The sequence below is a fragment of the Helcobacillus massiliensis genome (genome assembly GCF_033106145.1).
In the GTDB taxonomy this organism is placed as follows: domain Bacteria; phylum Actinomycetota; class Actinomycetes; order Actinomycetales; family Dermabacteraceae; genus Helcobacillus; species Helcobacillus massiliensis.
In genome coordinates, this window is sequence record NZ_CP136959.1 from 704,707 (window position 1) to 724,175 (window position 19,469).

At 69.8% G+C, this 19,469-nt stretch carries 20 protein-coding genes; 17 read left to right on the forward strand and 3 right to left on the reverse strand.

Features of this window, described 5'->3' with window-relative positions:
* Positions 1–12 precede the first annotated feature (12 nt).
* The 6 genes from R3I40_RS03305 (at position 13) to R3I40_RS03330 (ending at position 5,695) form a co-directional block, all read left to right on the forward strand.
* Positions 13–828, forward strand: a complete 816-nt coding sequence (locus R3I40_RS03305) for a F0F1 ATP synthase subunit delta (RefSeq protein WP_183373915.1) — start codon at positions 13–15, stop codon at positions 826–828.
* Between the two features lie 66 nt (positions 829–894).
* The gene (atpA, locus tag R3I40_RS03310; protein WP_183373917.1) at positions 895–2,526 is read left to right on the forward strand and encodes a F0F1 ATP synthase subunit alpha; all 1,632 of its coding nucleotides are present in this window, start codon (positions 895–897) and stop codon (positions 2,524–2,526) included.
* A gap of 41 nt (positions 2,527–2,567) precedes the next feature.
* A complete protein-coding gene (locus R3I40_RS03315) occupies positions 2,568–3,488 on the forward strand; it encodes a F0F1 ATP synthase subunit gamma (protein WP_259923224.1) in 921 nt (306 codons plus the stop codon).
* Positions 3,489–3,515: 27 nt separating this feature from the next.
* Complete coding sequence (atpD, locus tag R3I40_RS03320) at positions 3,516–4,976, forward strand: F0F1 ATP synthase subunit beta (RefSeq protein ID WP_285262051.1); 1,461 nt, start codon at positions 3,516–3,518, stop codon at positions 4,974–4,976.
* A complete protein-coding gene (locus tag R3I40_RS03325; RefSeq protein WP_183373923.1) occupies positions 4,976–5,251 on the forward strand; it encodes a F0F1 ATP synthase subunit epsilon in 276 nt (91 codons plus the stop codon). Before atpD ends, R3I40_RS03325 begins: the two co-directional genes overlap by 1 nt.
* 24 nt (positions 5,252–5,275) lie before the next feature.
* Entirely contained in the window at positions 5,276–5,695 is a 420-nt protein-coding gene (locus R3I40_RS03330; protein ID WP_285262052.1) for a DUF2550 family protein, read from the forward strand.
* Positions 5,696–5,750: 55 nt separating this feature from the next.
* On the opposite strand, the gene R3I40_RS03335 is transcribed toward R3I40_RS03330, so the two are convergent.
* Both R3I40_RS03335 and nucS read right to left on the reverse strand, forming a co-directional pair.
* Positions 5,751–6,914, reverse strand: a complete 1,164-nt coding sequence (locus tag R3I40_RS03335) for an N-acetylglucosamine-6-phosphate deacetylase (protein ID WP_285262053.1) — start codon at positions 6,912–6,914, stop codon at positions 5,751–5,753.
* Positions 6,914–7,624 carry an endonuclease NucS gene (gene nucS, locus R3I40_RS03340; RefSeq protein ID WP_183373935.1) on the reverse strand — a complete coding sequence of 237 codons (711 nt, stop codon included), beginning with the start codon at positions 7,622–7,624 and terminating at the stop codon, positions 6,914–6,916. The genes R3I40_RS03335 and nucS overlap by 1 nt, the downstream gene beginning before the upstream one ends.
* A gap of 186 nt (positions 7,625–7,810) precedes the next feature.
* Between nucS and R3I40_RS03345 the strand changes: the two genes are divergently transcribed.
* The 11 genes from R3I40_RS03345 (at position 7,811) to R3I40_RS03395 (ending at position 18,783) form a co-directional block, all read left to right on the forward strand.
* Positions 7,811–8,890 carry a DUF8094 domain-containing protein gene (locus R3I40_RS03345; protein WP_285262054.1) on the forward strand — a complete coding sequence of 360 codons (1,080 nt, stop codon included), beginning with the start codon at positions 7,811–7,813 and terminating at the stop codon, positions 8,888–8,890.
* Between the two features lie 66 nt (positions 8,891–8,956).
* Positions 8,957–9,835 (forward strand): co-chaperone YbbN, encoded by an 879-nt coding sequence (locus tag R3I40_RS03350; RefSeq protein WP_183373939.1) that lies wholly within the window; start codon positions 8,957–8,959, stop codon positions 9,833–9,835.
* 67 nt (positions 9,836–9,902) lie between these two features.
* Positions 9,903–11,075: an AAA family ATPase gene (locus R3I40_RS03355; protein WP_285262055.1), complete on the forward strand. Its 1,173-nt coding sequence runs from the start codon at positions 9,903–9,905 to the stop codon at positions 11,073–11,075.
* Positions 11,076–11,097: 22 nt separating this feature from the next.
* Positions 11,098–11,994 (forward strand): DUF58 domain-containing protein, encoded by an 897-nt coding sequence (locus tag R3I40_RS03360; protein ID WP_285262056.1) that lies wholly within the window; start codon positions 11,098–11,100, stop codon positions 11,992–11,994.
* A complete protein-coding gene (locus R3I40_RS03365) occupies positions 11,981–12,442 on the forward strand; it encodes a hypothetical protein (RefSeq protein WP_259923217.1) in 462 nt (153 codons plus the stop codon). Before R3I40_RS03360 ends, R3I40_RS03365 begins: the two co-directional genes overlap by 14 nt.
* Entirely contained in the window at positions 12,436–13,461 is a 1,026-nt protein-coding gene (locus tag R3I40_RS03370; protein WP_285262057.1) for a VWA domain-containing protein, read from the forward strand. Before R3I40_RS03365 ends, R3I40_RS03370 begins: the two co-directional genes overlap by 7 nt.
* Positions 13,458–14,447: a vWA domain-containing protein gene (locus R3I40_RS03375; RefSeq protein WP_183373947.1), complete on the forward strand. Its 990-nt coding sequence runs from the start codon at positions 13,458–13,460 to the stop codon at positions 14,445–14,447. The genes R3I40_RS03370 and R3I40_RS03375 overlap by 4 nt, the downstream gene beginning before the upstream one ends.
* The gene (locus R3I40_RS03380) at positions 14,444–15,343 is read left to right on the forward strand and encodes a hypothetical protein (protein ID WP_259923215.1); all 900 of its coding nucleotides are present in this window, start codon (positions 14,444–14,446) and stop codon (positions 15,341–15,343) included. The genes R3I40_RS03375 and R3I40_RS03380 overlap by 4 nt, the downstream gene beginning before the upstream one ends.
* A complete protein-coding gene (locus R3I40_RS03385; protein WP_239375009.1) occupies positions 15,337–16,482 on the forward strand; it encodes a cysteine desulfurase family protein in 1,146 nt (381 codons plus the stop codon). The genes R3I40_RS03380 and R3I40_RS03385 overlap by 7 nt, the downstream gene beginning before the upstream one ends.
* Positions 16,483–16,585: 103 nt before the next feature.
* Positions 16,586–17,665, forward strand: a complete 1,080-nt coding sequence (gene mnmA / locus R3I40_RS03390; protein ID WP_285262058.1) for a tRNA 2-thiouridine(34) synthase MnmA — start codon at positions 16,586–16,588, stop codon at positions 17,663–17,665.
* Positions 17,666–17,682: 17 nt separating this feature from the next.
* A complete protein-coding gene (locus R3I40_RS03395) occupies positions 17,683–18,783 on the forward strand; it encodes a hypothetical protein (protein WP_239375007.1) in 1,101 nt (366 codons plus the stop codon).
* Between the two features lie 3 nt (positions 18,784–18,786).
* Here R3I40_RS03395 and R3I40_RS03400 read toward each other — a convergent pair whose 3' ends face one another.
* Complete coding sequence (locus R3I40_RS03400; RefSeq protein ID WP_183373957.1) at positions 18,787–19,440, reverse strand: class I SAM-dependent DNA methyltransferase; 654 nt, start codon at positions 19,438–19,440, stop codon at positions 18,787–18,789.
* Positions 19,441–19,469 lie beyond the last annotated feature (29 nt).

Consider the following 19,469-nt stretch of genomic DNA (forward strand, 5'->3'; position numbering starts at 1 on the left):
AAGAAGGTGACCATGCGAGGAACATCCGCCGCATCGCTCGCCGATGTGCTCTCCCGGACTGAGGACGTCGTTGCACGCTCCTCCCAGTCCATGGAGGAGCTCGCCTCCGAGCTCTTCCAGATCGCCGCAGCAGTCGACACCAGCAACCAGCTGGTCCGCCTGCTCAGCGATCCGGGCCGCGACCCCGAACTGAAGAGCACCGCGGTGCGCACCCTGATCCAGGGCAAGGCGTCCGACGAAGCCCTCGAGCTCACCGAGGAGGTTGTGCGCCGCCCCTGGTCGGAGCAGAACCACATCCTCGACGCGCTCGAGGCAGCAGGCGCATCCGCCCTGCTGTCCCAGGCCGAGAAGGCCGGCCGGCTCGAGACGGTGGAGGAGGAGCTGTTCCAGTTCTCCCGCCTCATCGACTCCGAGCCCGAGCTGACCGCTGCCTTCGATGAGCATCGTGACGATGCGGGCGCACGCCGCTCCATCGCCCGTCGCCTCCTCGAGGGCCGAGTCGACCCGGTGACCGTCGCTCTGGCCGTGCAGGCCGTCGGCGCAGACGCTGAGATGAAGGCATCCCGACGGGTTCTGCACTTCGCAGAGTTCGCCGCTGACAGGCGGCGCCGTCTCCTCGCGGTGGTCACCAGCGCGACCGAGCTCTCCGACAGGCAGCAGTCGCGCCTCTCCGAGATCCTGGCCGCCAAGTTCGGCCAGAGCGTCCAGATGAACTTCGAGGTCTCGCCGGATGTCATCGGCGGGATGCGAGTCCAGGTCGGGGACGACCTGTACGACGCAACGGTCCTCTCGCGCCTCACCGAGGCGCGGTCGAGGCTCTCGGCGTGACACCCCAAGCAACGAACACAAGCGTCCCGGTCCTGCCGGGTAGAGAAAAGGAAGCGGAGCAGCGCGATGGCTGAGCTCACGATTCGTCCCGAAGAGATCCGGGACGCTCTGAACACCGCGGTGTCCACCTACCAGCCTGGTGGAACCGACCGCGAAGAAGTTGGCCGAGTCTCGGAGACCGCCGACGGCATCGCCCGTGTCACGGGCCTGCCCAACCTGATGGCGAACGAGCTCGTTCGCTTCGAGGACGGCACCCTGGGCCTGGCCCTGAACCTCGAACTGACCGAGATCGGTGTGGTCATCCTCGGCGACTTCGCCACCGTCGAAGAGGGCCAGGAAGTCCGCCGCACCGGTGAGGTCCTGTCGGTCCCCGTCGGCGAGGGCTACCTCGGCCGCGTGGTCGACGCCCTCGGCAACCCGATCGACGGCCTCGGCGAGATCGCCACCACGGGCCGTCGTGCCCTCGAGCTGCAGGCCCCCACGGTGATGCAGCGCAAGAGCGTGAAGGAGCCGATGCAGACCGGCATCAAGGCGATCGACGCCATGACGCCGATCGGCCGCGGCCAGCGCCAGCTGATCATCGGTGACCGCCAGACCGGTAAGACCACCATCGCAGTGGACACCATCCTGAACCAGAAGGCCAACTGGGAGAGCGGCGACCCCTCGAAGCAGGTGCGCTGCATCTACGTCGCCGTCGGCCAGAAGGGCTCGACCATCGCCTCCGTGCGCGCCACCCTCGAAGAGGCCGGCGCCCTGGAGTACACCACGATCGTCGCCGCTCCGGCATCCGACCCGGCGGGCTTCAAGTACATCGCGCCCTACACGGGCTCGGCCATCGGCCAGCACTGGATGTACGAGGGCAAGCATGTCCTCATCGTCTTCGACGACCTCTCCAAGCAGGCCGAGGCCTACCGCGCCGTGTCCCTGCTGCTGCGCCGTCCGCCGGGCCGCGAGGCTTACCCCGGTGACGTGTTCTACCTGCACTCCCGCCTGCTCGAGCGCTGCGCGAAGCTCTCCGACGCCATGGGCGGGGGCTCCATGACCGGCCTGCCGATCATCGAGACCAAGGCGAACGACGTCTCGGCCTACATTCCGACCAACGTCATCTCCATCACCGACGGTCAGTGCTTCCTGCAGTCCGACCTCTTCAACGCCAACCAGCGTCCCGCCGTGGACGTGGGCATCTCGGTGTCCCGCGTGGGCGGCTCCGCCCAGGTCAAGGCCATGAAGTCCGTGTCCGGCACCCTGAAGATCTCGCTCGCGCAGTACCGCGACCTCGAGGCCTTCGCGATGTTCGCCTCGGACCTCGACGCCGCCTCCAAGCAGCAGCTGAACCGCGGCGCTCGCCTCATGGAACTGCTCAAGCAGGGCCAGGGCCAGCCGATGCCCGTGGAGGAGCAGACCGTGTCGATCTGGGCCGGCACCACCGGTAAGTTCGACGACGTCGAGGTGGAGGACGTGCGCGAGTTCGAGTCCCGCCTGCACGAGTACCTGCGTCACAACGGGTCCGTGCTCTCCACCATCCGCGAGTCCGGCAAGTTCTCCGATGAGACCGAAGCCGAGCTGACCCAGATCGTCGAGAACGTGAAGCGCGACTACTTCGCTGAGAAGCAGGGCTCCTCGGTCTACGACCAGCAGGGCGAGGTCAGCGACGACAGGATCGAGCAGACCTCCATCCTGGGGTCGTCCCAGAAGTGACATCGGGTCACGTTCGATTTCGATAGTCACGAGGGAGTTTCATGGGAGCCCAGCAAAGGGAGTACAAGAAGAGGATCTCGTCCGCCACGGGCATGAAGAAGATCTTCCAGGCTCAGGAGATGATCGCCGCGGCGCGCATCTCCAAGGCCCACGCCCGTGTGCTCGCGACCACTCCGTATGCGGACGCCATCACCGACGCGATCGCATCGGTGGTCCAGCACACGAAGGACGCGGAGCATCCGTTCCTGGTGCACGATCGCACGAGCAGCAACCGGGTCGGCGTCCTGCTGATCACGGCTGACCGCGGCATGGCGGGCTCGTACTCGCCGTCCGCCATCCGCGAAGCGGAGATGCTCGGCAACAAGCTGCGCAAGGCGGGCAAGGAACCGGTCATGTACGTCGTCGGCCGCAAGGGCGAGTCGTACTACCGCTTCCGCAACCGTCCGCCGCACAAGGCATGGACCGGCATCCGCGAGGAGGAGATGGCTGAGGTCGGCCTCACCATCGCCCGCGAGCTGCGCGATGCCCTGCTCAGCGAGGATCCGTCGGAGCACCTGGACGAGCTGTACGTGGTGGGGCACAAGTTCCACAACCGCTTCCGCCAGGAGCCGCGGATCGCTCGTCTCGTGCCGCTCAGCCTGCACGGCGACGACCAGGCCGCGCAGAACAGCAGCGAGACGTTCCCGCTGTACGAGTACAGCCCGGATCCGGAGTCGGTGTTCGCCGAGCTCGTTCCGCGCTACGTGGAGTCGCGCATCATCAACATCCTCCTGCAGTCCATCGCGTCCGAGCACGCGAGCCGGCAGAAGGCGATGAAGACCGCGACGGACAACGCCGAGACCCAGATCCAGAAGTTCACGCGTCTTGCCAACTCGGCCCGGCAGGCGGAGATCACCCAGGAGATCACGGAGATCGTCGGCGGTGCCGACGCCCTGAGCTCCTCCGGCCGAAAAGAACGCTGAGTCAGACAGAGCATGTTGGAGAACACAATGACCACCATCGAAACCGCACCGTCGAAGACGGCCACCGGTCGCATCGCACGCGTGACCGGCGCCGTCGTCGACATCGAATTCCCCCCGGGCAACATCCCGGAGATGTACAACGCTCTGACCACCGAGGTCGAGCTGCCCACCGATGAGGGCGCGGCGCGCCACACCCTCACCCTCGAGACCGCCCAGCACCTCGGCGACGGCATGGTCCGCGCCATCGCGCTGAAGCCGACCGACGGCCTCGTCCGCGGCCAGGAGGTCACCGACACCGGTGCACCGATCTCGGTGCCCGTCGGCGACTTCACCCTCGGCAAGGTGTTCGACGTGGTGGGCAACGTCCTCAACGTCGAAGAAGGGCAGCAGCTCGAGGTCAACGAGCGCTGGCCGATCCACCGCAAGGCGCCGAACTTCGACCAGCTGGAGTCCAAGACCCAGATGTTCGAGACCGGCATCAAGTCGATCGACCTGCTCACCCCGTACGTGCAGGGCGGAAAGATCGGCCTGTTCGGCGGCGCAGGCGTCGGCAAGACCGTGCTCATCCAGGAGATGATCTACCGCGTGGCCAACAACCACGACGGTGTGTCCGTGTTCGCCGGCGTCGGCGAGCGCACCCGTGAGGGCTGGGACCTCATCGAAGAGATGACCGAGTCCGGCGTGATCGAGAAGACCGCCCTGGTCTTCGGCCAGATGGATGAGCCGCCGGGCACGCGTCTGCGCGTGGCCCTGTCCGCACTGACAATGGCGGAGTACTTCCGCGATGTGCAGTCGCAGGACGTGCTGCTGTTCATCGACAACATCTTCCGCTTCACCCAGGCCGGCTCCGAGGTGTCCACCCTGCTGGGCCGTATGCCCTCGGCCGTGGGCTACCAGCCGAACCTGGCGGACGAGATGGGCGTTCTGCAGGAGCGCATCACCTCGACCCGCGGCCACTCGATCACCTCGATGCAGGCGATCTACGTGCCGGCCGATGACTACACCGACCCGGCCCCGGCCACCACGTTCGCGCACCTCGACGCCACCACGGAGCTCAGCCGTGAGATCGCCTCGCGCGGTCTCTACCCGGCCATCGACCCGCTGGCATCGACCTCGCGCATCCTGGACCCGCGCTACATCGGCGACGACCACTACGAGACCGCAGTGCGCGTGAAGCAGATCCTGCAGCGCAACAAGGAGCTCCAGGACATCATCGCGATGCTCGGCGTCGACGAACTGTCCGAGGAGGACAAGGTCATCGTGGCGCGCGCTCGGCGCATCCAGCAGTTCCTCTCGCAGAACACCCACATGGCAAAGCAGTTCACCGGTGTGGACGGCTCCGACGTCCCGCTGCGCGACACCATCGAGGGCTTCAAGGGCATCTGCGACGGCGACTTCGACCACATCGCCGAGCAGGCGTTCTTCAACTGCGGCGGCATCGAAGACGTCATGCGTCAGTGGGACGCCATCCAGAAGGGCCTCAACTGATGTCAGCGTCGATGCTCAGCGTCACGTTCGTCACCGCCCACCAGACGGTCTGGGAGGGCGAGGCGAGCTACGTGCGCGTCCCCGCCGCCGACGGCTCTATGGGCCTCCTGCCCAACATGGCGCCTGTCCTGGCCGCTCTGCAGCCGGGCATCGTCGAGATCACCCGGGCCGACGGCTCGCAGTTCGCGATGCAGGTGACCGGTGGGTTCGTGTCCGTGGATCACTCGACCGTCAAGGTCGTGGTGGACGAGGCCAATGAGCTGACGGCTGCCTGACCAGCGTTCACCACGCCTGAACCGATGAGCGCCCCGTTCCTTCTTCTCGAAGCGTGCGGGGCGCTCATCGCTGTTCTGGGGCTCGTCATGCTGGTGCGCGCCATCGTCGTGACGCGTTCGCGCGGCGGGGTGGAATGCTCTGTGCTGCGGCCCGAGCCGCGGCGCGGCGCCTGTTGGAGGGATGGGACGCTCCGGTTCGCCACCGATGAGCTGCGCTGGCACCGCACGATCGGCTTCCTGCTGACGGCGGGGCTGGTGATCCGGCGCGATGACATCGAGGATGTCGCCAGGGAGCAGGCCGACGGGTCCGACAGCTGGGTGCGGGGCGAGATCGCGCGCACCGGAACGGCACCCGCGGTGCAGATGCAGATGCCTCCGGCGGCGTCCTACGCGCTCGGCGCCTGGATGGAGTCAGCGCCGGCCCGCGGCGACTTCGTGCACTGACGAGCTGGTTCCGCCCAGGCCCCGTGCCGCAGTCGGTGGACGCTGTGGGAGCGGATCAGATCCACTGGCCGGCGCGCATCACACGCTCCGGCCGCAGGTCCCCGTCCGTGAGGACGACATCGGCCCGCAGACCGGTGCTGAGCGCACCCCGATCGGACAGTCCGAGCACCCGTGCGGGTGTGGAGCTGGCGGCGCGGACGGCCTGACCGAGGTCCACGCCGGCGTCGCGCACGGCGAAGCGGACTATGTCGAGCAGATGTGCGGTGCCTCCGGCGATCGAGCCGCCGTGGGTGAGGCGGGCCGTGCCGTCGGCGACGGTGACGTCAAGGGAGCCGAGACGGTAGGAGCCGTCAGCCATGCCGGTGGCGGCCATTGCGTCGGTGATCAGCAGGACCATGTCCTCACCGGCGAGGTCGAACACGAAGCGCACGGTGTCGGCGGAGGTGTGGACCCCGTCGGCGATGAGCTCCACCACCATGTCCCCGCGGGCCGACGCGTCCAGGCAGGCGAACGCGGGGCCGGCGTCACGGTGGTGAATGGGGCGCATCCCGTTGAACAGGTGCGTCGCCGTGGGGATCGCACCGGCCTGCAGGCTGAACGCGATGGCCTCGAGCATCTGGTACGCGGAGCAGTCGGTGTGGCCGTAGCTCGGCAGGGCGCCCGCCTCGATCAGCGCCTCGCTCATGGGGTCCACCTGGGGGTCCTCGGGGGCGAGGGTCATGGTGACGATGGTGCCGTCACCGGCGTCCAGCAGCTCCTTCAGAGCGCCGACGGAGCCCGGCCGGATCAGCTCTGGGTCGTGGGCGCCGCGGCGGGCCTGGGAGATGTGCGGCCCCTCCAGGTGAATGCCGGCGAGTTCGCCGCCTCGGACCAGGGGAGCGAGGGTGCCGATGCGCTCCAGCAGGGTGGCGTGCGCGGCGGTGACGAGGGAGGCCACCAGTGTGGTGGTGCCGTGGCGGGCGTGTTCGGCGATGGCGGTGCGGGCGTCGTCGACGTCCATGGCGTCGGGGAAGCCGATGCCGCCTCCGCCGTGGTTGTGGATGTCGATCAGGCCGGGCAGGATCAGGCCGCTGTGGATGATCTCCTCGATGCCTGCGGGGGCGTGGGGGGCTCCGTCGGCCGGGCCGGCGTAGTGGATGGTGCCGCCGTCGATGATGATGTGGGCGTCTTCCAGCAGGCGGCCGTCCACGACCGCGCGGCCGATGATGATGGTGGCCATCAGAACAGTCTCGCTTCCTTGTCGTCGATACCCCGCAGTTCGTCGTAGTCGAGCGTGACGCAGTCGAAGCCGCGGTCACCGGCGAGGGTCTTGGCCTGCGGCTTGATCACCTGCGCGGCGAACACGCCGCGCACGGGCGCCAGCAGCGGGTCCCGATTCAGCAGGTCCACGTAGCGGGTGAGCTGCTCGACGCCGTCGATCTCGCCGCGGCGCTTGATCTCGATGGCCACGCAGCCGCCCTCGGGGTCGCGGGCGAGGATGTCGACCGGGCCGATGGCGGTGGGGTATTCGCGGCGCACCAAGGACCAGCCGTCGCCGAGGGCGTCCATGTTGTCCGCCAGCAGGGCCTGCAGGTGCGCTTCGACGCCGTCCTTGATCAGCCCGGGGTCGACGCCGAGCTCGTGGCTGGTGTCCGAGAGGATCTCGTGGACCTGCACGCGCAGGGTGTCACCGGTCTTGCCGTGGGTGACGGTCCATTCCTCCACCCAGTCGCCGTCCTCGGCGTCCTGGGCGCGCCCGTCGTCCTCGGGCAGCGCGACCCGCAGGGTGCACGGCGGGGCCATCCAGTTCAGCGGCTTGTAGCTGCCGCCGTCGGAATGGACGAGCACGCTGCCGTCGGCCTTCACGATGAGCAGGCGCGGGGCGCGGGGGAGGTGGGCCGTGAGTCGGCCGGTGTAGTCAACTGAGCATTCTGCAACCACTAATCGCACCCGCTCAGCCTACGTGAGAGCGCGCCGGGGAGCCCAACGTCGCCGTCCCCGTCGCGCGGCGGGGAGTGATCCCCGATTCGGCTGTGGGCGCAGATCTCGAAGCGTGCGGGGTTTTCGTGCAAGACTCTTTCCACGGCCCGGGGCCTCGACGACGCCCGCGGCTGGACCGACTATGTGGGAGAAGAGATGACTCAGCACCTGACGCGCCGTTCGATTCTGTCGTTCGGTGCCCTTGCCGCGGCCGGTGGCGGCCTCGCCGCCTGCTCGTCCTCGACGAAGAAGGCGGCCCCGAGCCCGTCGGTGAGCCCCACGCCCACCACCCCGCCCTCCGCCCTCGACGAATCGGAGCTCGCCGATCTGCTCACCGAGCTCAACAAGGCGCTCACCACCGCAGACGAGAAGAAGGATCCGAAGCTGCTGTCGCCCATCGTGGCCGGCAGTGCACTGGCTGAGCGCACCGCCAGCTACGAGATCATGAAGAAGGTGGGCGAGGAGACCCTCAAGGCTGATCCGGACCGCGCACCGAAGCTGAGCCGCCCCGATGACGCCGTGAAGATCGGCATCGCGACCGACGCGCAGGGCGGGGCCCGCTACGCCCTGGCCGTCGCCGACGCTGAGAACGGCGAGGGCCTGCCGTTCTTCGTCGGCTTCGAGCAGCAGGAGGACGCCTCCGACTCCTCCCGCTTCGTCTCCTGGGGCTGGGCGCGTCAGCTGGCGAACGTGAAGATGCCGACGGTGGCCCCGATCCCGACGGGGTCCGAAGCCGTGGCCGTGGACGACGCTGAACTGCTGATGTCGCCGAAGGACGCCATCGCCCTGTACTGCCGTGTGCTCACCGACGGGCACGACAACGCGGACAAGGACGATGTGGTGGCCACCGACCCGTTCCTCGAGGAGAACCACGCGGAGATCCAGACCGAGCGCAAACAGATCAACGAAGGCGTGGACTGGGACCAGATCGCACAGGTGCGGGAGGAGTACACCCCGAACGAGCAGGAGTACCTCGGGATCCGCACGGTGGACGGCGGCGCGATCGTCATGACCACCCTGACCTCGAACCGGCGGCTCAGCGTCAGCTCCGGTCAGGTGGAGTACGGCGCGGACACGGTGCTGGCGAAGCTGGTGGGCCGCCACACGTTCACCAAGGAGCTCGTGCGCACCTACGGCTCCACCATCGCTCTGCACATTCCGGCGAAGGACCAGACCGGCGAGAAGATCCAGCCGATCGCCGGCTATAAGGTACTGCTGAAGGCCAGCGGCAGCTGACCGGTGCTCCGCGCGGACGCGGCACGCCCGACCGACACGAACCCCAGACAAGGAGAACCCTCCACGATGACCGACGCCTATGGTGTGATGGACTTCAGCTCGCTGAAGAAGGAGAACAGCGCCGCCGGCACCTCCCAGCCGCTGGCCGACGAGGTCTCCGTCAGCGAACAGGACCTGCAGGGCCTGATCGACTCCTCGCAGCAGCAGCTGACTCTCCTGCTCGTCACCAGCGCTCGGGTCCAGGGCGGGGCCTCGTTCGTCGATGCGGTGCGCGCCGCTGTGGGGCGCCATGCGGGAACGATCCGCCTGGCGCTCGTGGATGCGGATCAGCAGCCGCGCGTAGCGGCTGCGCTGCGCGTGCAGTCCCTGCCCGCTGCCATGCTGATGATGAAGGGCCAGATCCAGCCCCTGTTCGAGGGCGCGGTCGCGGACGACCAGCTGCAGTCCGTGATGGAGCAGCTGGCTCAGCTCGCGGCGCAGGAGGGCATGTCGGTGGGGGAGGCCCCGTCGGATGCCCCCGCTGCCGCTCAGCTGCCCCCGGAGCTGGAGCACGCCACCACCCTGCTGCAGAACGGCGACCTCGCCGGAGCGCAGAAGGCGTTCGAGGATTACCTGGAGACCCACCCCGGTGATCCGGAGGCGAAGCGCGGCGCCGCGACCACCCGCCTGATGGAGCGCACCCGCGAGGTGGACCTGCAGGAGGGCCGCCGTGCAGCCGCCGACGCGCCTGAGGACCTCGATGCCCAGCTCCTGGGGGCGGACCTCGACCTGCTTGGCGGGCACGTGGACGATGCGTTCGGCCGCATCCTCGACCGCTATGCAGCCGCCGACGCGGAGACCCGCGACCGCCTGCGCGAGCGCCTGCTCGACCTGTTCGACGTTGTCGGTGCGGACGATGAGCGTGTGGGCGCTGCTCGTCGCCGCCTCGCCCGCCTGATGTTCTGACCCACTGTTCCAAGCCGTCACCGCTGACGGCGCCGACGCGCCGGCCACACCCCGCGAAAGGACCCGCATGAGCACTCCGGACCCCCAGCAGCAGCCCTGGGACAGGCCCCGCACCGGCCGGCGCCGCCAGGAGGCGCCCGCTCAGCAGGCCCCCTCCCAGCAGGCCGCGTCCCAGCAGGACCCGTCCGCGTCCGCCCGGAGAACTGCGGCCCCGGACCGCACAGCGCAGGGCCGCCCGTTCGAACCGGTCGAGCGGGCGCTCAGCGCTGCGGAGCAGAACCGCGCCGACGACGTCATCGAACGGATCTCCGCCACCTTCCGCTCCCGCGTGGTGGGCCAGGAGCGTCTGCGGCTCGCACTCGTCGCCTCCCTGGCCGCCGGCGGTCACATCCTGCTGGAGTCCGTCCCGGGCCTGGCGAAGACCACCGCTGCGCAGGCGCTCGCCACCGCGATCGGCGGTAGCTTCGCCCGCATCCAGTGCACCCCGGACCTGATGCCGAACGACATCCTCGGCACCCAGATCTACAACTACGGTACCGGCGAGTTCACCACCCAGCTCGGACCCGTCCACGCGAACATCGTGCTGCTCGATGAGATCAACCGGTCCAGCGCGAAGACCCAGTCGGCGATGCTGGAGGCGATGCAGGAGCGGCAGACCTCCATCGGCGGTGAACTGTTCCGCCTCCCGGACCCGTTCATGGTGCTCGCCACCCAGAACCCGATCGAGGAGGAGGGCACCTATGTCCTCCCCGAGGCGCAGATGGACCGATTCCTGCTCAAGGAGATCCTCACCTACCCCAGCCCGCGCGACGAGCACGCGATCCTGGACCGCTCCACCTCCGGTGAGCTGACCGCCCCGCGGGCCGCGGCTCCGACCGTCAGCCTCGAGGACATCCGCTTCCTGCAGTCCGCAGTGGACCGGGTCTACGTGGATCCGGCGATCAAGCGGTACATCATCGACCTCATCTTCACCACGCGCGGCACCGGGCCCCGCCCGATCGAGAACCTGACGCAGTCGGTGCGCGTGGGCGCATCTCCGCGCGGGTCCCTCGCTCTGATGCGGGTGGGGCAGGCGCATGCGCTGCTGCACGGCCGCGACTTCGTCACCCCGGAGGACGTGCGCGCCCTCGCCCACTCGGTGCTGCGTCACCGCCTCGTGCTGACCTTCGATGCCATCGCGGCCGGCATGAGCACCGAATCCATCATCGACGCGGTGTTCGCCGCCGTCCCGCAGCCGTAGCACCGACGGAGTCCGATCGCCGATGTCGCAGTCGCTGCTCACCCGAGTGCAGGCCCGCGTGGACCTGCACACCTCCCGCAAGGTCCGCGGCCTGATCACCGGCCGCGGCACCTCCCTGTTCACGGGCCACGGTGAGGACTTCGACGACCTCAAGGCGTACCAGCCCGGCGACCGCATCTCCGACATCGACTGGAAGGCGACCGCCCGCTCCGGTGAACCGCTGATCCGCCGATTCACCGAACAGCGGATCCGGCACATCGCGATCATTGCGGACACCTCCCAGTCGATGTCCGCCACTGCCGCCGACGGCACCGACAAGCTCGAGGCGATGCTGCTCGCGGCGGGCCTGGTGTGCTTCGCCGCCCGACAGCACGCCGACCAGGTGGGACTGGTGGCCGGCACCGCGGACGCCCCGGAGACCCTGCCGATGCGGTCCTCGGACGCCCACCTGGAGCTGCTGCTGCGCACCGTTCAGCGCGCCACCACGGCCCAGGCGGGGGAGGGGGACGACCGGTGGCTGCTGGAGCGGGCGCACCGCTGGATCCGTCGGCCGTCCCTGCTGCTGTTCATCACCGACGAGGCGCGCCCATCCCCGGACCTGGAGGCGGACATGCGGCTGCTGGCGCGGCGCCACGACCTGCTCGTGCTGCGCATCCGCGACGCCGACCCGCTGCAGCCGGACCGACTGACCCACAGCGTGGAGGACACCGACGCCGACCACGACCTGCTGGACTACACCCGACGGGATCCGGCGGTGCGGCGAGCTGTGCAGCGCTACCGGGAGGCCCGCGAACAGCAGGTCACTGCGATGCTGGACGGTCTGCACATCGCCCACGCCCTCACCGACGGCGCCGACAGCGTGGTCGATGACATGATCCGACTGCTGCGCGCACCGAGGAGGCCGCATGGACGGCGTTGAGATCATCGAACCGCCGCAGTACTCCGTGGCCTGGCCGATCCTGGCGCTGCTATGCCTGCTGGCGATCATCGGCACCCTGCTGGCGATCCGTCTCGTGACCAGGTGGGCGGCGGAGCGGGCGGCCTGGGCGAAGCGGCCCACGGAGTCCGACACCGTGAAGGCTGAGTTCCTCCGGGTGCTCGCTGACCTGCGCCGCCGGTTCGACGCGGGCGAGATCGGCACCCGCGAGGCCCACCAGGAGCTGGTCGCGCTGCTGCGCCTGTTCGTCCGCCGCACCTCCGGCATCGCGATCGACACCGAGCACCTGGATGCGGTGCGCCGCGACCCGGAGCTCGGCCGCATGGGCGAGCTCATCGGCCGGCTGTACGAACCGAGCTTCTCACTCGCCTCGAGCGCGCAGATGGACGAATCGCTGCATGAGGCGCGGGAGGTGATCCGCGCATGGTGATGGTGCTGTGGTGGGTCACTCTCATCATCCTCGGCGTCGGTCTGATCGCGGCGCTGATCGCGCTGCGGTTCCGCCGGGCACGGGCCAAGCGGCCCACGATCCGCGTGGCGAACTCCGCCTATGTGGACGCCCTGCCCGCGGTGAAGCGGTCGCGGCGCATCGCCCTGATGCTGGCCGCCACCTCCGTCCTGCTCGCGGCGACACTGGTGCTGACCAGCGCCCTGCTGTCGGGGCGCCTGGCGACCGAACGGGTGGAGCAGCCGTCCACGCAGAGCCGCGACATCGTGCTGTGCCTGGACGTGTCGGGGTCGATGTCGGCCGTGGATGCGGACCTGCTGATGACGTTCAACGAAATCGTGCAGCGGTTCGACGGCGAACGCGTCGGTCTCACGGTGTTCAACAGCCGCGCCGTCACCGTGTTCCCCCTGACCCATGACTACCTGATGAGCCGTCGCCAGCTGGAGGCGGGCGCGCAGCTGATCGGCGGACAGTCCAGCACCACCGCCGAGGGCGATGCGAAGGCCACCGAGAACGACCGAGACGCCCTGCTCGAGCAGCTGCGCGCCACATCCCAGTCCACCGGCGCGGGATCCTCGTTGATCGGCGACGGCCTCGTCTCCTGCTCCCAGCAGTTCGACCGGTCCGATGAGTCCCGCTCCCGCTTCATCATCTTCGCGACTGACAACCAGCTGGCCGGCACTCCGCTGTACCAGCTGCCGGAGGCGATGGAGGCGGCGAAGCGCCGCGGCGCCACCGTGTACACCCTTGCACCGGACAGTGTGATCGGCGGCGCCGAACTGGAGGAGCTGCGCACCGAGACCGAGCGCACGGGCGGTCGAATGTGGACCACCGGCAGCGCGCAGAGCGTGGACACGATCGTGGCGGAGATCCAGAAGTCCCAGGCCGCGAAGACCGGGGGAGCGAAGCGCTCCTACTACACGGACCATCCCGCACCGTTCTGGCTCGCCAGCCTCCTGGCGATGGTGGGTGTGGTGGCCGTGGGCTGGAGGCAGCGATGAACCTCCAGTTCCTGCCGATCATTCCGCCCCTGGCGCTGATGACGCTGCTCCTGCCGCTGCTCGTGGTCTGCGTCGTCATGCTGGTCCGCCGGCCGCGCCTGCGTCTGGCGTGGGCGCGCCGCCTGCTGATGGTGCTGCTGCTCCTGGTGATCGCGCTGAGGCCGTTCAGCCCGAGCGATGTGATCGCCACCGAACGGAAGAACGCGAACGTCATCTTCGTGGTGGACCAGACCGGGTCGATGAACGCGGAGGACTACAACGGCTCGAAGCGGCGCGTTGAGGGCATGCGGGCCGATGCCGCGCAGATCACCGACCGCTTCGCCGGGGCGCGCTTCGCCATCATCTCCTTCGACTCCGCCGCTTCCCGTCAGCTGCCGCTGACCACCGACTCCACCGCGGTGCAGGCATGGTTCGACACCATGCGGCCCGAACCGCCGGGCTTCTCCAGCGGCTCCAACATCGACCGCGCCCAGGCGTCCCTGGACACCATGGTGCGGCGCACCGCGGAGGACGACCCGGAGTCGCAGATCATCGTCATCGTGATGAGCGACGGGGAGAACACCGACGGGAAGCAGTCCGTCCCGTTCTCCTCCGGCGACATGATCGACGCCGGCGCGGTCCTCGGCTACGGCACCACCGCCGGCGGCACCATGCGGGTGCACGGCGGGAAGGACGATGGTGAGGTCGTCACCGACTCCAGCGGTCAGCCCGGCCGCTCCCGCCTCGACGAAGGCGTGCTGAAGGAGGCCGCCGCGCAGCTCGGGGTGCCGTACATCCATCGCACCGAGCCCGGGCAGAGCCTCGAGGACGCGGCGAGCGGCGTCGAGCTCAGAACCATCGACAGCACACAGGCGAGCCCGCTGGACTCCGGACAGGACTGGTATTGGATCCCCGCGATCGCGCTCGGCGCTCTGGCGGTGTGGGAGCTGGCGGCGATGGTGCGGCGCCTGCCCCGGTCGCGCCGCCGCCGGGAGGAGGACGCATGAGTACGACCGCACGAGGACGTCGCCGCACCCGCCGCGACCAGCGCTCCTACGGCACCGACCCCGCGAAGGTGTCGATGGCCAGGAGGATCTGCCTGGCGATCGCGGCGCTGCCGCTGATCCTCCTGCTGCTGCTGGGCGTGCGCGTCGCCACCATGCCGATGGTGCAGGCGTCCGCTCTCGCCAGCTACCGCGCCGGGGACTACAGCGGAACCGTCTCCGCCCTGACCGGAGTGAAGGTCGGCAACGTCTTCGAACCGTACCTGCCGCACCTCACCGAGGGCACCGCCCTGCTGAAGGACAAGAAGTACGCCGAAGCGGAAGCGGAGCTGACGGAGTCCCTCCGGCTGTGGTCCACAGCGAAGGACCTCAACGCGCCGCCGCACGCCCAGTGCAAGATCCGCAACAACCTCGCCATCGCGATCGCGGAGAAGTCCCGCACGATGGATGCGTCGGCCGCGCAGAAGGAGCTTGAGCGCGCCCAGGAGGTGCTCGCCCCCTGCGGGCCCCAGTCGGATCAGCGCAAGGACAACGAGGACCAGGAGTCCACTGATTCCACCTCGCGCGGCATCGAGGGGGAGAAGCAGCGCCGCTCCCACGAGCAGAACAAGGGCGACCAGACCGACCCGGGCGACCCGGAGAAGGACCCCGGTGACGGCGGCGACCAGCAGGAACCCACCGATGAACCGGCTGACGGGAACCAGCCGCCGAACGACGACCCCACGAAGGACCCGAATGGCGACGGCTCCGGTGACCCGGCCGACGACCCGACCCCGTCGAACCCGGACCAGGACCGGGAGGACGAGCTGAACAACCGCAACAAGGGCACGACCACCGGCGACCAGGCACCCCCACCGGACGGCGGCTCCGGAGACGAAGGACCAGACAAACCGTGGTGAACAATCGCACCTATCTCGACCATTCCGCCACCACCGCCCTGCGGCCGGCCGCCCGCGACGCCCTCGTCGACGCCGCCGGTGCGCTCGGCAACCCCACCAGCGTGCACACGTCCGGTCGGCGCGTCCGCGGCATCCTCGACGACGCCCTGCAGGAGATCGCGCAGCAGCTCGGTGTGCCGCGCAGCTGGCTGATCATGACCAGCGGCGGCACCGAAGCCGATAACCTCGCGCTGCGCGGCGCCGCCCACCTCGGTCCCGTCCTCGGCCTCGCCACCGACCACCCGGCGGTGGTGCAGACCGTCCAGGCGCTCAACGGCCGCCTTCTGCCCGTGCACCGCGACGGCACCATGGATCTCACGGCGCTTGAGACCGCGCTCGACCAGGCGCGGTCCGACGGAGCCCCCGCCTCCCTCGTCTCCGCCGCCCTGGTCAACAACGAGACCGGTGTGGTGCAGGACCTCAGCGCGATCGCCGGCCTCGCCCACCGGTACGGCGCCGCCGTCCACACCGACGCGGTGCAGGCAACGGGGCATGTGCAGCTGCCCGACTTCGACACGGTCGACCTGATGAGCCTGTCCGGGCACAAGATCGGCGCGCCCGTCGGCGTCGGGGTGCTCGTGGCGCAGCCCGATGTGAAGCTGGCGGCCGTCGGCACCGGCGGCGGTCAGCAGCGCGGCATCCGCTCCGGCACCCTGGACGCCGCGCACGCCGCCTCCTTCGCCGCCGCGCTGCGCGAGACCCTCGCTGATGCCGCTGCGGAGCAGGCGCGCCTGGGAAGCCTCGCGGAGCGGCTGCGCGCCGGCATCCGCGCCATCGACGCCGATGCCGTGTTCACCGCGGAGGATTCGCCGCACGCCCCGCACATCGTGCACGTCCAGTTCCCCGGCGCTGTGCAGGATGCGGTCCTGTTCGTCCTCGACCAGGCCGGGGTGGACTGCTCCGCCGGTTCCGCCTGCTCCTCCGGCGTCACGCAGGCGTCCCACGTGCTGGAGGCGATGGGCTTCGAGGAGTCGCTGATGCGCGGCGCCATCCGCTTCTCGTTCGGCTGGACCTCCAGCGAGCAGGATGTGGACGCGGTGCTGCAGGCGCTGCCCGATGCGCTCGAGCGGGGCCGCGCCATGGGGCGGCTGTTCGCCTGAGGCAGTCAGCTCACGTTCGCTTTCGCGCAGGGCGGCGCGAAACCTAGACTCGTGCGCGGCCCGTGCGCACCCGCGGGCGGCAGCGACACCCGGGAGGCAGTGCATGAAGGTCCTGGCAGCGATGAGCGGCGGCGTCGACTCAGCAGTCGCCGCGGCGCTCGCGAAGGAAGCCGGCCACGATGTGGTCGGTGTGCACATGGCGCTGTCCAAGAACCGCGACCAGACCCGCTCCGGGTCACGCGGCTGCTGCACGGTCGAGGACGCCTCCGATGCCCGCCGCGCCGCCGACCACATCGGCATCCCCTACTACGTGTGGGACCTCTCCGACGACTTCCACGACCTCGTGGTCAAGGACTTCCTCGCCGAATACGCCGCCGGCCGCACCCCCAACCCGTGCGTGCGCTGCAACGAGCGGATCAAGTTCGAAGCGCTCATGGACCGCGCCCGCCTCCTCGGCTTCGACGCCGTCTGCACCGGTCACTACGCCGTCATCGGCACCGACGGCCCGGACGGCGCGCCCTCCCTTCACCGCAGCGCCAATGACGCCAAGGACCAGTCCTACGTCCTCGCCGTCATGGGCCCGGAGGGGCTGAAGCGCGCCATGTTCCCCCTCGGCCGCTTCGCCGACAAGGCCGAGGTGCGCGCCGAAGCGGACCGCCGCGGCCTCGGCGTGGGCCACAAGCCCGATTCCTACGACATCTGCTTCATCGCCGACGGCGACACCCGCGGCTTCCTCGAACGCTCCCTCGGGGAGGCCCCCGGCGAGATCGTCACCCCGGAGGGTGAGGTCCTCGGCGAGCACCGCGGCACCCACAACTTCACCATCGGGCAGCGCAAGGGCATCGGCCTGCAGCAGCCCGCCCAGGACGGCCGCCCCCGCTACGTGCTGGATGTGAAGCCGGACACCCGCCAGGTGGTGGTCGGCGCGGCTGAACTGCTGTCCACCCGCACCCTCGAAGCCGCCGATCTGATCCCCTTCGAGGACCTGGAGGTCGGCCGACGGGTGCAGGCGCAGATCCGCGCTCACGGCGCCGCCACCGGCGCCGTCGTCACCGCTGTGGACTCCGAGCGCATCACGGTCGACCTCGATGAGCCGATCCGCGGCGTCGCACCCGGCCAGACCCTCGTGCTGTACGACGGCGACCGGGTCCTCGCCTCCGCCACCCTCGACCGGCGCGCATGAGCCCGACCCCATCGAGCATGAGCAGCGCACCACTGGCGCGACTGGTCACCGACTCCACGCTCCGACTGCCGGCCACGAGCCTCACCGCGGGGGATTCCGCCGTCATCGCCGATGCGCTGATGCACCGCCTGGAGCGATCCCGCTCGCTTCTCGGCAGCGGTGTGGACGAGCAGATCCCGTCGGCCCCCGCGCTGGCGCACAGCGCCGCCGCCGACACCGCCACCGGCGCGGCCTCCTCCGCCCTGATCGACACCCCGCTCGCCGCCGCTCTCGCCAGCCTCGATCTCACCGGTGATCTCGCCCCGTACGGCTGGCGGGTCGGAGTGGGCGACGGCCTCGCCCTCCACGCCGCCCGCGACCACGCGAACCGCCTGCTGGACGCCGCGCGCATCGCTCTGTTCGGCTTCGACGGACCCCTCACCATCCAGCGGCCCGGATCCGTGGCGCTCGCGGCCGCCGTGTTCACCGCCTCGGGGGAGCGGGCGCTCGGCGACCCGGGCCTGCTGCGCGATCTGCCGCAACTGCTGGCCGACGGACTCGCGCGCGAGACGGCGCAGGTCCGTGAACGGGTGCCGGGCGCAGCCCTGGACATCACGCTCGACGAGCGGGGCCTGCGCGCTGTTCAGCAGGGCCGGATCCGCACCGCCTCCGGGTACCGGTTCCACCCGCCCGTCGGCCGGGACGCCATCACCCGCCACCTCGCAGCAGTCCTCCGCGGCGCGCCCACACAGCCACGCGTCCTCATCGATGCCCACACCGATTTGGTGGATGCGGCGCGGTCGGCGGGCGCCGAACGCATCGGCCTGGACCCGCTCTCAGGGCAGGCGCGGCGGCCGGGGAGGCTGTGGGAGCTGCTCGCCGATGCCCGCGACCGCGGCGTCGGGCTGACGTTCGTCCTCGCGCCCGGGCGGGAGGAGAAGGCACTGTCCCATGTGCTCAGCTGCTGGCGGGAGCTCGGGTTCGCGCCGCGCGAGGCGCGCGGGTTCGACTTCCTGCTCAGCCGCGGCTCGGCGCGCCGGCGGGAGCAGTCGCTGACCGCGGACCAGGCGCTGAGCCTGCCGGAGATCGAGCAGGGCATGCGGATGATGCTGCGGTGGGGCGAGCGCCTGGAGGCCTGAGGCTCAGGCGCGCACGAGCACCGCGACGAGGAAGCCGTCCTCCCCGGTGAACGGCGCCAGCTGCCAGGAGGAGAACGCCTGCTGAAGGCGCATCCCGGCGCGTTCGGCATCGGCGATGAAGTCCTCGGCGGACCATCCGCGGTGGGTCTGGAAACCCGCCACGAAGCGCGACGTGCTCGACAGGTGAGCGCGGATCGCCACCAGCGCGGGCCTGCGCTCCGCGGCTGCGAGGAACGTCATCACATTGCCGGCGGAGACGATGACATCGGCCATGAGGCGGGACCCGTCAGCGGCGCGCAGGTCGAGCTCGGCGAGGTTGCCCACCCGCCAGTCGGCCCCCGGATGGTCCGTCCTGGCCGCCGCGATGAGGGTTTCATCGAGGTCCACACCGATGACGCGGTGCCCGGCGTCGAAGAGATAGCCCCCGGTGCGGCCGGTGCCGCAGCCCGCGTCGATGACGAACGAGCCCCGCTCGAGCATCGCATCGATCATGCGCGCCTCCCCGTGGATGTCCTGCCCCTGCGCCGCGAGGCGCCGCCACCGCTGGACGTAGTCCGCGGCATGATTGGGGTTGGTGTGCACTGCGCGCAGCCAGATGTTCTCGGCCGGGCCGGGCGGCTGCGCACCGGTGCGTGGGAAGACGGGGATCGAGGTCATGGACTCAGCGTACGCGCGAGTGAGGTGAC

Excerpts from the sequence above, each read along its gene's own strand:
- R3I40_RS03315 (WP_259923224.1), top strand. The coding sequence starts at position 2,568 with ATGGGAGCCCAGCAAAGGGAGTACAAGAAGAGGATCTCGTCCGCCACG.
- R3I40_RS03325 (WP_183373923.1), top strand. The coding sequence starts at position 4,976 with ATGTCAGCGTCGATGCTCAGCGTCACGTTCGTCACCGCCCACCAGACG.
- R3I40_RS03330 (WP_285262052.1), top strand. The coding sequence starts at position 5,276 with ATGAGCGCCCCGTTCCTTCTTCTCGAAGCGTGCGGGGCGCTCATCGCT.
- R3I40_RS03345 (WP_285262054.1), top strand. The coding sequence starts at position 7,811 with ATGACTCAGCACCTGACGCGCCGTTCGATTCTGTCGTTCGGTGCCCTT.
- atpD (WP_285262051.1), top strand. The coding sequence starts at position 3,516 with ATGACCACCATCGAAACCGCACCGTCGAAGACGGCCACCGGTCGCATC.
- R3I40_RS03335 (WP_285262053.1), bottom strand. The coding sequence starts at position 6,914 with ATGGCCACCATCATCATCGGCCGCGCGGTCGTGGACGGCCGCCTGCTG.
- R3I40_RS03400 (WP_183373957.1), bottom strand. The coding sequence starts at position 19,440 with ATGACCTCGATCCCCGTCTTCCCACGCACCGGTGCGCAGCCGCCCGGC.
- R3I40_RS03375 (WP_183373947.1), top strand. The coding sequence starts at position 13,458 with ATGAACCTCCAGTTCCTGCCGATCATTCCGCCCCTGGCGCTGATGACG.
- R3I40_RS03305 (WP_183373915.1), top strand. The coding sequence starts at position 13 with ATGCGAGGAACATCCGCCGCATCGCTCGCCGATGTGCTCTCCCGGACT.
- mnmA (WP_285262058.1), top strand. The coding sequence starts at position 16,586 with ATGAAGGTCCTGGCAGCGATGAGCGGCGGCGTCGACTCAGCAGTCGCC.
- R3I40_RS03370 (WP_285262057.1), top strand. The coding sequence starts at position 12,436 with ATGGTGATGGTGCTGTGGTGGGTCACTCTCATCATCCTCGGCGTCGGT.
- R3I40_RS03365 (WP_259923217.1), top strand. The coding sequence starts at position 11,981 with ATGGACGGCGTTGAGATCATCGAACCGCCGCAGTACTCCGTGGCCTGG.
- R3I40_RS03380 (WP_259923215.1), top strand. The coding sequence starts at position 14,444 with ATGAGTACGACCGCACGAGGACGTCGCCGCACCCGCCGCGACCAGCGC.
- R3I40_RS03350 (WP_183373939.1), top strand. The coding sequence starts at position 8,957 with ATGACCGACGCCTATGGTGTGATGGACTTCAGCTCGCTGAAGAAGGAG.
- R3I40_RS03360 (WP_285262056.1), top strand. The coding sequence starts at position 11,098 with ATGTCGCAGTCGCTGCTCACCCGAGTGCAGGCCCGCGTGGACCTGCAC.
- R3I40_RS03395 (WP_239375007.1), top strand. The coding sequence starts at position 17,683 with ATGAGCAGCGCACCACTGGCGCGACTGGTCACCGACTCCACGCTCCGA.
- atpA (WP_183373917.1), top strand. The coding sequence starts at position 895 with ATGGCTGAGCTCACGATTCGTCCCGAAGAGATCCGGGACGCTCTGAAC.
- R3I40_RS03355 (WP_285262055.1), top strand. The coding sequence starts at position 9,903 with ATGAGCACTCCGGACCCCCAGCAGCAGCCCTGGGACAGGCCCCGCACC.